This window comes from Rhodospirillaceae bacterium, assembly GCA_018660465.1.
GTDB lineage: Bacteria > Pseudomonadota > Alphaproteobacteria > Rhodospirillales > JABJKH01 > JABJKH01.
In genome coordinates this window covers 1-12,297 of the sequence record JABJKH010000107.1, presented here as the reverse complement: position 1 = coordinate 12,297, position 12,297 = coordinate 1, and the positions used below count along the sequence as shown (strand labels likewise).

Genomic DNA, 12,297 nt, shown 5'->3' with positions numbered 1-12,297 from the left:
GATTGCCTTGGCTGCACCCGTCTGACGTGTCTGCGATTTCTGTCTCATCTTCGTTCCCTTCGGTCACTACGATGAGCTAAAAATCCTCTCTTATGCAATCCCGCTAATTTGTTCCATAGGCGCTGACGTTAGACAGTCCATGAGATTGAACTGGGAATTGATGCAGGATTTACGCGTTATCTCACGAAACCAATTAATGTCGTCGAAATTGCTAATGCCATTAGAGACGCCGCTGATCTAGATTCCCCAGTTGAAACCACGTCAGAACAGTACGCCGTTTAAACAATTCGTATCTGCTAAAATTTTTCCATCGAAAAAATTGCGCTGGCTTACAAGCATTCTTTGAATTTTTGTGCGACTCCGGTTAAGTTTAGATATGGCTCGTTTAGCTCGCGTTGTTGTTCCCGGTGTCCCGCACCTTGTTGTGCAACGGGGCAATCGGAATCAGGAAACCTTCCTTAGGGAGAAGGACTACGCGGCTTATATTGACCTAATGGCTGAATGGTGTGGTCGGTTAAAGGTCAAAGTCTGGGCCTATAGCCTTATGCCCAATCATACGAATTTACTTTGTATACCAAAAACGGAAGACGGACTGGCTCTTGCAATTGGCGAAGCACACCGACGCTACACGCGGCTGGTGAATGATCGCGAAGGGTGGAATGGCCATCTATGGCAGGGGCGATTTTCGTCATTTCCATTAGAAGCCGACCACGTCTTGGACGCGGCGCGTTATGTCGAATTGAATCCAGTTCGTTCAGGCCTTCGGCGCCGGATCAAGGATTGGAAATGGAGCAGCGTTCGGGCGCATCTCGCGGGTGAAAATGATGCTTTAGTTCAAGCAAAGCCACTTCTCAGAAAGAGAAAAAATTGGGATGCATTTCTACGCGATGGATTGAGTGAAAAAAGCCTGGATGCGTTACGTCGGCATAGCCGAACTGGGCGCCCGTTGGGATCGGATGAGTTTGTCGAAGGTATCGAAAGCAGTTTGGGGCGAAGTCTCAAGAAACAAAAACCAGGGCCCAAGCCAGGATCTAAACGCAGAGTTAAGGCAAAAACTCCAAAGGAAAAACCGGTTCCCAAGCCAGCCCCCAAACCTGCCGTTGGGCGCGGTGCTGTTAAGGGTCGAAAAAGAAAAACAAGTAAGTCCTAATCTGACTTTCGACTGTTCCCGGGGCGACATCATGAAACTGTATGAATTTGTTATTTCGGGCAACAGCCATAAAGTACGGATGCTGCTTTCCTTCTTAGGCCTCGACTACCAAAGCGTCGCCATTGATTTGCGAGCCGGTGAACAGAAGACAGCTGAATTCCTAAAGCTAAACCCGCTGGGCCAAGTGCCGGTAATGGAAGATGGCGGGCGCGTCATATGGGGGTCTCAGGCGATCCTGATCCATGTCGCCGGTCAATACGACCCTGATCGGCAATGGTGGCCTGACGATGCCGTGGATCAAGGAGAGATTACCCAGTGGTTAGCGTTCGCCTCCCATGAAATGTTATCGGGATGCATGACGGCCAGAGCACATATAAAATTCGGCCGTACAACTGACCTCGGACTGGCACAAGAGCGAGCACGATCCGCATTGGAAATCTTAGAAGCCCGCTTGTCAGCGAACGACTGGTTGGCGCTTGGGCATCCGACCTTGGCAGATATCGCATGCTATCCTTACGCTGCCTTGGCTGGTGAAGGCGATATCGACGTAGAACCCTATAAGAATGTAGCAAAATGGTTTGACCGAATTTGCGCGTTACCGAATTATATTTCTATGCCTGGGTTACCAGGAGCCTAAGCTGGTCTGAAACATTGGAAAGACTAACGATGTCAGGTTTCGGGAATAAAGTTTATTTGTTGCTTTCAATATTGGTCTTCATCGTCGCGGACAATAGCCAGCCCGCATATGGCTTTGAGAGAGCCTGCATGCATGGCTTGGTTCGATCTCCTGCGATCTTGCAGTTGGCAAAGTTTGAGAGAGCAAAGATCCGAAACGACCATCTGAACATTAGTTTCATTGGCCATGCGGTGTTTTTTATTGAGACCCCGGGTGGCACTTCGCTGGCGACGGACTACAACGGCCTTCACACCCCGCCCTACGTTCCTGACATCGTCACAATGAACCCGTCCGCGGGCACCCACTATGACGATCGACCTGACCCCGCAATTAAGTTTCCTCTTATCGGTTCCAACCCGGACGGCAGTGTCGCCACGGTGGATATCCGATATAAGGACATGCGGGTCTACAATGTGCCGACCAACGTGTGGAAATTGAAAGAGGTTCTGCACAGCGATAGCTCGGTCTTCGTCATGGAATCTGCGGGGATTTGCATTGCCCATCTGGGACACCTGCATCATGCATTAGGTAAGAAACAACTGGACCTTATGGGACGCATTGATATTTTGATGGTACCGATTGACGGTTACGCAACCATGAGCCACGAAGAAGTCATGAAAGTGATCGCCGACGTAAAGCCCAAACTTATTCTTCCTATGCATTACCATTTTCCGGGATCGAAACAGGAATTTACAGAACTTGCCGCACCCCACTATAGGATCAAAGAATTGAAGACGCCGGTCTTTCAGATCAGCCGGCGGGATTTGCCGAAGAAGACAGAGGTCCTGTTTCTTCCATCCCATTATGGCGATACGCTTCCCAGCGTGGACACTCCGTGACGGAGACGACGCAAACCCAGACACATTCGGGTAATATTACAGGTGCACTTTGGATGCTGGCAGCCGTAGGTTTGTTTACGGCGACGGTGACGTTCGTCAAGGTATTGGGCGAAGAACTGGATACATTTCAGATCGTCTTTATCCGAAGTGTTGTCGGATTCTTATTCGTCTTGCCGTTTGCGCTTCGGGGCGGCAAGTCCGTATTTATACCCAAACGCCCCTGGGTCCTGCTGGTCCGGATGGTATCAGGTAATGGAAATTTATTTTGTAGTTTCTACGCCGTGACGCACCTTCATTTAGCAGCCGCAATTGCCATTTCTTTTGTGCGGCCCTTGTTACTGATTTTTCTCGCCATTTGGTTTCTGGGTGAGGTCATACGGTGGAGACGTTGGACCGCGACGATCGTTGGGTTCTTAGGGGCGCTGGTCATGATCAGGCCGGGTTTTGTGGAAATCGAATTTGCGGTGATTATCGCATTGATGGGGGCCGCCTTCGGGGCGGCCAGTCATACCAGCGTGAAATTACTCACGCGGAGTGATCGTCATTTAACACTGCTCGTCTATCCCAGCTTATTCGGGTGTATTATATTTATGGTGCCAGGACTTTATTATTGGCAAGCACTGACATTAACCCAATTGGGCCTATTGATTGTCATGGGTGGCAGTATGATTTGTGCTCAGACCTGCGTCGTCCGGGCATTTGCCGCAGGCGAAGCAACCTTTGTATCGCCAATTCAGTTCATCCGGTTAATCGGCGCTGCACTCATTGGATTTCTAATATTTGGTGAAGTGCCGGATGTATGGACCCTAGCCGGTGCGACCATCATCGTCAGCGCAGCGCTTTATACAGGCCATCGTGAAATTAAAGTCCGCAGCGAGAAGACCCCAGCGCCACCCCCACCGAGTACCGATATTTAATCTGAATTGTTTGAATTTAAGGGGTTATAAAATATAGATAAGGGGCATATTGGACGGTTTAGGATTCAATAGTAAATCTGTAGGAGTTTATTCAATTTATGTCTGATCCCCACAACGACATACGCGAGGCTGTCGCCGCCCTTTGCAGTCAATTTCCCGGTGAATACTGGCGAGATCTCGACCGTGACCGCGGCTATCCTAAAGAATTTGTCCAGGCATTAACTGAGTCGGGCTTTCTGGCAGTTTTAATCCCTGAAGAATACGGCGGCAGCGGGTTGGGCATGGGTGCGGCCAAGGTAATTATGGAGGAAATTCATAAATCCGGCTGTAATGGCGCGGCCTGTCATGCGCAAATGTATACGATGGGAACGGTACTTCGTCATGGGAGCGCTGAACAGAAAGCAGCCTACTTGCCAGGAATCGCTTCCGGCGCATTACGTCTTCAGGCCTTCGGCGTGACGGAACCATCCAGCGGCACAGATACCAGCCGCATTAAGACCACCGCCGTGCGGGACGGCGACGACTATGTCGTGAATGGACAAAAAGTATTTATTTCGCGGACCGAACATTCTGACCTTATGCTGCTGCTTGCTAGAACATCGCCTCGAGATGCTGGACCCAAGCCGCATGATGGTATGTCTGTGTTTCTGTTGGACATGCGCGAAGTTGTCGGCAACGGCCTAACCATCAATCCCTTACGCACCATGTTTAATCACCACACCACCGAATTGTTTTTCGACAATGTGCGCATCCCCGCTGACAGTCTGGTGGGTGAGGAAGGCAAGGGCTTCAGATACATCCTCGACGGCATGAATGCGGAACGAATTCTCATCGGCTCCGAATGCATTGGCGATTGCCGGTACTTTATTGGTAAGGCTACGGCCTATGCCAATGACCGGGTTGTCTTTGATCGTCCCATTGGTCAAAACCAAGGCGTTCAATTTCCCATCGCCCGCGCTTATGCCGCGACTGAGGCCGCCGCCCTGATGGTAGAGAAAGCAGCCGAACTATTTGATGTAGGCGAGCCCTGTGGCGCGGAAGCCAATATGGCTAAAATGTTAGCGGCGGAGGCATCTTGGCAATCGGCTGACATGTGTATTCAAACCCATGGCGGGTTTGGCTTTGCCGAAGAATACGATATCGAACGCAAATTCCGCGAAACCCGGCTTTATCAAGTGGCGCCAATCTCCACCAATCTGATCCTATCCTATCTTGCCGAGCATGTGCTGGGGTTGCCGCGATCATTTTAGCGGAGTCGTCCATTTTCCACGTACCAAGTGACGGCGATCATTTTCAGTGATAACATGATAGGGTTAAGTATTGGCAGTAAGGGTTTCCAAGACAAGCAGGCGAACGATGAAAAAAATTATATTCGCAGGAGTTCTCGTGAGTGCGGTCGTTGCTGGACAGTCAGTGAGCGCCAGGCAACTGGTGGTCATTGAATCTTCCAGCCCGACAATTAAGAACGGACAAATTCTGGACAGCGCTAAACCGTTAAGCCTTGGCAAAGACGTAAAGCTAACCCTGATCGCCGACGATGGCCAAGTGACTAAACTTGCCGGCCCCTTCTCTGGCTTGCCTGTAGCGAAAAGCAGTAGTGCAGGAGGTGCTTCCGCGTCGGGAGGTACACGCATGATCGCAATGCTGTCGCGTCTCGTTGGCCCGAAAAGCATGGATCAGTCTTCAATTGGCACGGTTCGCTCCGGGGTTGGCTCCCCCCCTCGAAATCCGTGGGCGATTGACGTCAAACGGCGTGGTGCCCACTGCGTAAAAGCGAAATCGGCTAAGTTCTGGCGCACAAAAAGCCGGAAAAGGGCAAAGTTCTCGGTCTTGCCAATGCCGGGCGGTCCGAAAGTAAAAGTTAAGTGGCCGAAAAGGACTGAACTGCTCAAATGGCCGGGTTCCGTACCGCTCACCGACGGGGCGGCTTATAAAATTAAAATCTCAGGCATGCCGACCAAGACCATCAACATACACCTCGCCCCATCCAACCTACCGACACCTGCACACGGGGCCGCCTGGATGGTCGGGAAAGGGTGCATGGTGCAAGCGAAGTCTTTGCTCAAGAAGTTGAAGTAGCAAATACCAAGGCTCGATAATTAAGCCCTAATTGTTTCGAGATACTCCCAGTTGACCTCAATCCCAAATCCTGGATCGTCGTTCAGGTGAACCATGCCATCGCGGTACTCTGATGATTTGGAATAGAGACGGTGCTGAAAGGGTCGGCGGTCATGAGCCGCATGAGATTCAGCGCCGAACGCCGCATCCGCAAATGCCGAAGCAAGATGGCCATGAATTTGCGGTGCCGTGTGGGGCGCGATAATCACACCTTGTTGTTCCGCCAGGTGGGCAATCCTTAAAGACTCTGTGAAGCCTGCATGACGGGTCGAATCAAACTGGACGTATTTCAGCGCCCCGGAATTGATGAAATCGCGGATCGTGAACCGCGTCCATTCTCGTTCTCCATGAGCTAACGGAATGGGTGAGCCCGCTGCCAAGCGCACATAATCAGCCGGTTGAAGATGCCAATGCAGCGGCTCTTCCAACCAAAAAATATCATACGGTGCGACCGCATTTGCGAACTTGATGCAATCTTCGACCCCATAGGGCGCATTCATATCCAGCATCAACAACGTATCCGGCCCAATCGCATCTCGGGTCACGCGAACGCGCGTCAGTTCATCTTCCAACGACAGTGCGCCGGTCTTTATTTTTACCGCTCGATAACCCATTTCGACGTAGCTGGCCATTTCTTCACCAACGACTTCCAACGGCGCCCCTGGTACGTAGTACCCGCCCGTGGAATACGTGAAGACGCTCGTCCTGGTGCCGCCTAGTAACTTATAAACCGGCAGCCCGGCAGCCTTACCCTTGAGGTCCCAAAGCGCAATATCGATACCTCCAATCGCGGCCATGGCTTGCGGGCGCTGGCTCCGTGGTAGGGGTGATGGCAGGCCATCCCAGTCGCCCAGGCCTCCAGGCCTCGGACTTAGACTGGAAAACAACCGCTCCCAGATTTCGACATGCCCCATTGGGTCCATGCCGATGATGCATTCTGCGAACTTCGCCGCTAAATCACAGATTGTATTTTGCGGACCACCCTGCACTTCCCCATACCCGACCAAGCCCTCATCTGTTCGGACTTCAAACAGAATCATGCTTGCATTCCGGCTAATCTCGTGCGCCGTCCAACTGGGTATTTCAATATCTACTTTAATGGGATGTGTGATGACTTCGGTGATCTTCATGTGGTGTTTCCTTCGTCTAATTTTTTCGTGCGTTCGCGGTAGCCGATGTAGGCAGTTGAGAAAAAGATCATGGCACCGCCAAGCCATGTCCAGATTACCGGGAGTTCGCCAAGCGCGATGTATCCCAGCAGGGCGACCCAGATGAGTTTTAGAAACTCGAAGGGAGAGACAATACTGACGTCACCATGTCTGAACGCTTCGGCGAAGCAGTAATGACCTAGGCTACCTAGCCCCCCCAACATTAGCATCCAGCCTAACTGAATCCAGTCCGGGTTTTGCCAAAACGGTAGGGCAAAGAAAAAAGCGACCGGCGTTCCCAGAATAGACATATACAAAGTAATGGTTATGCTTGATTCCGTTCGCGACAGAATCTTAATGGCAATCGCAATCATCGCCCATGCGGCGGCGGATGACAGCGCCATCGCCGCCCCCATATCCAGCCCCACATAACCAGGTCGAATAATCACCAACACACCGGCAAATCCGAACAGCGTCGCAGCTATTCGGCGGAGGCGAATTTTCTCACCAAGGAACGCGACTGCCAGAAGCACAGCAAACAAGGGACCTGAAAATTTAATGGCCGTAACTTTGGCTACTGTCGAAAAACTGAGGGCCAAGGAATTACTAAACATGCCGCCCAGTTGCAGCGCCGCACGAACGACATGCAGCCCATGACGTTTGGTCTTTAAAGGTGTTAGGCCATGTCGAAAAAATATCGGTAGCAAGACCAACAAACCGAATAAGCATCTAAAAAAAACAATTTCCACAGGATGCAATGAAAACGTCAAATGCCGAATTATAACATTCATGGCGCTTGAGCACCCCGTCGCCAGGGTCATAAACATAATCGCCCTGACGGCGTTTTGAGACTGTAACGATGCGGGCACTATTTATGTGTCTCTACCACTAGTCGTCCAAAAACAACGGGTTTATTTCCCCAAACGATGCCGCAGTGTCGGCGATGGAGAACGTCCCTTGGTCTGCGATTTCGTGCGCTGTCTTAAGGGCCGCGCCAAAGGCAACGCGGAACAGACCTGATCCAATGCTGATGCGTTTTACGCCAAGGTCGGCAAGTTCGTTGACGGTTAAGTTCATACCAGGAATGCCCGCAATAACATTCACCGGTCGATCAACAGAAGTGACAATGTCTCGAATTTGATCGGCGGTTTTAGGCCCCGGTGCGTAAAGCACATCGGCACCCGCTTCTTGGAAAGCCTGCAGGCGCTTGATCGTGTCATCAAGATCAGGGTTGCCGCGAATGAAATTCTCGGCCCGTGCCGTGAGCGTAAAGGGATGTGGAAGTGCGCGCACAGCCTCAACGGCGGCGCTAACCCGATCCACGGCCTCAGAGAATTCATAGATCGGATTATCCCGATCATCCGACAAGTCTTCGATAGAACATCCTGCAAGACCCGTCGCCGCGGCACGTCGAATGGTTTCGGCGATACCCTCCCCTGTGTCCGCATGGCAATTCTCCATATCTGCGCTGACCGGCAAATCCGTCGCTTCCGACAAATCTTTGCAATGGGCCAGGACTTCATCAAGGCTCGCCGTGCCATCCACTCGGCCTGAAGCAAAATCAAACCCGGCGCTGGTTGTCGCCAAGGCTTTAAAGCCCAGCTTCGCCAACATGCGAGCTGAGCCACGATCCCACGGATTGGGAATTACGAAACAGCCTGGATTTTCGTGAAGCGCTTGAAATACCCGCGCCTTTTCTTCATGGGTTACCATGTCTGTGAACTCCTCCCGTTTTCCCAATCTATAAGTCTATAACGACATCGGTCTTGGGGACCGCGCAACAAATCAGGACATCGCCTTCATCGGGAGCGAGTTCGGGTTCCTGCACGTACTCGACTTCCCCCTCCATCAATTCGCAGGCACAGGTATGACAGTTGCCTTCGCGACATCCGAACGCGACATCCAGCCCTTGGGCCTCGGCAAATTCCAACAGGTTTTCATATTTTGGATTCCAGGCGACGACCTGACCGGTGTCTTCGAAGGTCACGACCAGGGTATCGGGGTCCTCTTTCTCTTTACCGGAAACATCTGCGCGGGTCGGCTCGCCTTCCATTTCCAATCGCTTGGCGAATTTGTCTCGCCACTCGGGCGATAGAGATTCTAGCGCAGCGCCTGTCCGCGCGCCGACCAAATCTTCGGTATCCGTGTACATTAGCCTGTAGACATCAGCGACGCTTAGACCTTGGGATGCGGTGCTGATCCTCTCAATCTTATCCCCTGCCCCAATGTCACCAACTTCCAAAACCCGGAAGTAAAAGCCAACGCGGGCGCTGTCGTGAAAGGTTCGGTTGAAGCCAGCGAGCCCCATCCGAATATCCAGCTTATAGCAGGGGTAGCGGGGTTGTGTAACCTGAAGGAAGACATCGTTGATTTTAAACACGTCACCGATATAGACCTCGTCTTCCAACAGCCCTTCTATCGTCAGGTTTTCACCGAACTGGCCAGGAACAAAATCTTGTCGGTCGAGTTCGGTTGCCCAGTGATCGTAATGTTCGAAGGGATAGGCATAGACAGCCATAAATTCGCCGCCGTGACTGACAAGGTCGGCTTGTCCATCTCCCTCAAGAACGTGCTTTGTTACCTGAACCCGATCCTGAACCGGGTCTTTGAATACGGCGGTCTGAAAAACCTTACCACCATAATCGACAGGCTTGGGACGACCAACGTTGACGGAGCGCAGTTGCATGGGTGCAGGGGACTCTTGATGATGTTTGGAGTCTTACCCTAACCCTAATTCTGGGCTATTGCACGACCGCGTCGCCATTTGTTGAGTTGGAATTGACGGCGTTTCTCGAAGTAAACTTCTGAGCCCGTTTTTTCCATGTCTACCAGTTCCTGCCGTCGCTTGGCGTCCAGCGCCGCGCGTCGCGCTTTTGCGAAAACTCCTGGGTTCACGCTGCTACCACGATATTTACGCCAGTTGTCCAGTTGATTGGTACGTACATCTTCGTTTTCTGCGGCAAGCCGCTTTTCTCGATTGATGCGGAATTTATCGCTCAAGGTCCGCGTTCGAGTTTGATTGAGGCTTACATGTCGCAAATTATCGCCGGTATTATTTTTATTTCGGACGATCATCAGCGATCCCCGCCGCGACATGCGCCGTCGGGCGAACCCGGTAGGCGGCGTATGCTTGGCAGCCGTTTCAATGGTCTCTGGCCCACCGCGCCGGATGTCATTCCAGAATTTCACAACCTTTACCTTGTAGCGTTGGAATTTGTCCGGCGTTTTCGAATGGTAATAGCCTGCGGCTTTGGTCCAATTGCGAGCTTGTTTATACATGTTCTTGAGGTACTTTGCGGCGTAAGCCACGTTGGCTTTCGGCTCAAGCGCCTGTTCCAAATTGTCGAACTCGTCGCCGTGATAATATAGGTTTATCTGCATGCAACCGACGTCGATGTTGGTGATGCCCATTTCCATCAACGTATGGACGTCTTCGATCGCTTCGCGCTTGGTATCGAAAAAACGGCCTTCACCCTCCGCCGTAACGGTCCAGGGCCAGGCAATATTTGCCCGTTGTTGCTTGTTCCAACGGCCTGATTCTACCCTCGAAATAGCGGCCAGAAGGTGCTTCGGAATACCTTCGCGGCGCTCGACCTTAGTCGTTTCTCGCGCGCAGGTTTTCCAAGTACTTTCAAGGGCTTGTGCAGGACTTGATAGGCTGTAAAACAGCCCTACAAGCAGCACAAATGCCAACATTGGCACCCCTCTTAGATATCGTGTCTGTTTCATTCTCAAACCACATACTCCTTACCCACACCAATACAACGCAATAGGCGTGCCAGTTTTGCGGTTTGAGAGATGAAAAAGGATCAGGAATCCGGAGGAGTTGTATCGCCATCGCCTAAATCGAGCTGCATGAACACTGAATCAACCCAGCGTCCAAACTTAAAACCAACGGATTTCTGCAGGCCCGAATGTTCGAAACCCAGGGCTTTATGGAGATTTATCGACGGATGGTTCTCCGAATCGCCGATGACCGCGATCATTTGTCGATAGCCCAACTGCGTACACCGCTCAATGATGTGCGCCAATAGAAGTCGGCCAATGCCTCTACCGACCGACTCCGGGTCAACATATATGGAATTTTCAACTGAATACCGGTAGGCCGTTCGATGCCGATATGGGGCGGCGTACGCATACCCTTGAACCTTACCGTCCAATTCTGCGACCACGTAAGGAAAGTCCTGGGCTGTAACCTCGTGAAAGCGCCCGGTAATTTCGATCACATCTGGGGCAATTTCTTCAAAACTGGCGAGGCCATGCATAACGTGATGCGCATAGATTTCCTGAATGCGCGTCATATCGTCTTCGGACGCAGTGCGAAGAACGGGAGCGTTGCCGTCGAGAGTCATCGGTTAGATGCTGGCCAAAAGAACTTTGCGGTCGAGTTCGACCAGCGCACGAATGAAGTGGCTGATTTGCTGCACCAAATGAGGCAGGCGTTCGCCCCTGGCGACGCGGTCTTCATCCATATAAAGAGCGCGATTAACTTCGACCTGTAGAACGTGGATGCCGTCTTTGGGGGCACTATAGTGACGGGTCGTATAGCCACCAGCATAGGGGTCGTTTCGGGTTACTTTAAGTCCCATCTCACTCAAGACTTGTTCGGCGCGTTCAACGATCTGTGGCCCACAGGCCGTGCCGTAGCAGTCCCCCAGGACCATATCGTTTTGCCCTTTGCCGCGGCGGGATTCAGAACTGCTGGATGGCATGGAATGGCAATCGACCAATAGACAAACACCAAATTTTTCTCGCGTTGACTCAACCAATCTACGAAGCGCCTCGTGATAGGGCTTATAGCACGTATCAATGCGTTTCTTGGCCTCAGAGAAGGTCAGTTTATCGCGATAGATTTCTTCCCCGTAAGAAACCACCCGAGCAATTGTTCCAAGCCCAGCCGCAGCACGAACAGATTTCGTGTTGACGTATTCAGGCAGATCCCCCTCAAACATCGCCGGATCAAGTTCGTAAGCTTCGCGGTTTAGATCAACATAGGCTCGCGCAAATTGAGCCCTGAGCAAGGGCGCGCCGTGCTCCAATGCAGATGCAAACACCTCATCCATAAACGCGTCTTCCGAACGCCTGAGACTAAGCGGATCCAATCGCGACGCGGCGATAAAATCATTTGGATAATGTTGCCCGCTGTGAGGAGACGCGAAAACGAGGGGGACGGTCTGCTCTGCTGGGCGGATAATTTCGATAGACATTCAACCATTCCACCACAATTTCGCACGAAAGGTAAAATTTAAATTTTTTTACTTAGACGAATCAACATTTAACGGACACAACTTCTCTCATACGGAGCCTTGCCAAGACCAGTGTTTCGGACTACAAACCGAGCCCGTTAGAGAAATAATTTTCTCTCAACAACAAGGGCGCGTAGCTCAGCGGGAGAGCACCTCGGTGACATCGAGGGGGTCGTAGGTTCAATCCCTACCGCGCCCACCAT

12 protein-coding genes, 1 tRNA gene and 1 pseudogene are annotated in these 12,297 nt (G+C 51.7%); 7 read left to right on the top strand and 7 right to left on the bottom strand.

What is annotated here, in order from left to right; all coding sequences use genetic code 11:
* Window positions 1–376 precede the first annotated feature (376 nt).
* The 6 genes and pseudogenes from HOM51_18305 (at window position 377) to HOM51_18280 (ending at window position 5,661) form a co-directional block, all read left to right on the top strand.
* Window positions 377–1,024, top strand: a pseudogene (locus HOM51_18305) (transposase).
* Between the two features lie 157 nt (window positions 1,025–1,181).
* The gene (locus tag HOM51_18300) at window positions 1,182–1,787 is read left to right on the top strand and encodes a glutathione S-transferase family protein (protein ID MBT5036469.1); all 606 of its coding nucleotides are present in this window, start codon (window positions 1,182–1,184) and stop codon (window positions 1,785–1,787) included.
* A gap of 29 nt (window positions 1,788–1,816) precedes the next feature.
* Window positions 1,817–2,665 carry an MBL fold metallo-hydrolase gene (locus tag HOM51_18295; protein MBT5036468.1) on the top strand — a complete coding sequence of 283 codons (849 nt, stop codon included), beginning with the start codon at window positions 1,817–1,819 and terminating at the stop codon, window positions 2,663–2,665.
* Window positions 2,662–3,582, top strand: coding sequence for a DMT family transporter (locus tag HOM51_18290; GenBank protein MBT5036467.1), 921 nt, complete (start codon window positions 2,662–2,664; stop codon window positions 3,580–3,582). Before HOM51_18295 ends, HOM51_18290 begins: the two co-directional genes overlap by 4 nt.
* A gap of 98 nt (window positions 3,583–3,680) precedes the next feature.
* Window positions 3,681–4,832: an acyl-CoA/acyl-ACP dehydrogenase gene (locus HOM51_18285; GenBank protein MBT5036466.1), complete on the top strand. Its 1,152-nt coding sequence runs from the start codon at window positions 3,681–3,683 to the stop codon at window positions 4,830–4,832.
* A gap of 136 nt (window positions 4,833–4,968) precedes the next feature.
* The gene (locus HOM51_18280; protein MBT5036465.1) at window positions 4,969–5,661 is read left to right on the top strand and encodes a hypothetical protein; all 693 of its coding nucleotides are present in this window, start codon (window positions 4,969–4,971) and stop codon (window positions 5,659–5,661) included.
* Window positions 5,662–5,681: 20 nt separating this feature from the next.
* On the opposite strand, the gene HOM51_18275 is transcribed toward HOM51_18280, so the two are convergent.
* From HOM51_18275 to HOM51_18245, 7 genes are all read right to left on the bottom strand, one after another.
* Window positions 5,682–6,830: a mandelate racemase/muconate lactonizing enzyme family protein gene (locus HOM51_18275; GenBank protein ID MBT5036464.1), complete on the bottom strand. Its 1,149-nt coding sequence runs from the start codon at window positions 6,828–6,830 to the stop codon at window positions 5,682–5,684.
* Entirely contained in the window at window positions 6,827–7,669 is an 843-nt protein-coding gene (locus HOM51_18270) for a DMT family transporter (protein ID MBT5036463.1), read from the bottom strand. Before HOM51_18270 ends, HOM51_18275 begins: the two co-directional genes overlap by 4 nt.
* Window positions 7,670–7,736: 67 nt before the next feature.
* The gene (locus HOM51_18265) at window positions 7,737–8,561 is read right to left on the bottom strand and encodes an isocitrate lyase/phosphoenolpyruvate mutase family protein (GenBank protein MBT5036462.1); all 825 of its coding nucleotides are present in this window, start codon (window positions 8,559–8,561) and stop codon (window positions 7,737–7,739) included.
* A gap of 28 nt (window positions 8,562–8,589) precedes the next feature.
* Window positions 8,590–9,534, bottom strand: a complete 945-nt coding sequence (locus HOM51_18260; GenBank protein ID MBT5036461.1) for an MOSC domain-containing protein — start codon at window positions 9,532–9,534, stop codon at window positions 8,590–8,592.
* Window positions 9,535–9,578: 44 nt separating this feature from the next.
* Window positions 9,579–10,577 carry a transglycosylase SLT domain-containing protein gene (locus tag HOM51_18255; GenBank protein MBT5036460.1) on the bottom strand — a complete coding sequence of 333 codons (999 nt, stop codon included), beginning with the start codon at window positions 10,575–10,577 and terminating at the stop codon, window positions 9,579–9,581.
* 80 nt (window positions 10,578–10,657) lie between these two features.
* Window positions 10,658–11,200, bottom strand: a complete 543-nt coding sequence (locus HOM51_18250) for an N-acetyltransferase (protein ID MBT5036459.1) — start codon at window positions 11,198–11,200, stop codon at window positions 10,658–10,660.
* Window positions 11,201–11,203: 3 nt separating this feature from the next.
* Window positions 11,204–12,055 carry an N-formylglutamate amidohydrolase gene (locus HOM51_18245; protein MBT5036458.1) on the bottom strand — a complete coding sequence of 284 codons (852 nt, stop codon included), beginning with the start codon at window positions 12,053–12,055 and terminating at the stop codon, window positions 11,204–11,206.
* Window positions 12,056–12,221: 166 nt separating this feature from the next.
* On the opposite strand from HOM51_18245, the gene HOM51_18240 reads away from it, so the two are divergent.
* Window positions 12,222–12,296 (top strand) — tRNA-Val (locus HOM51_18240).
* The last annotated feature ends 1 nt before the right edge of the window (window position 12,297 follow it).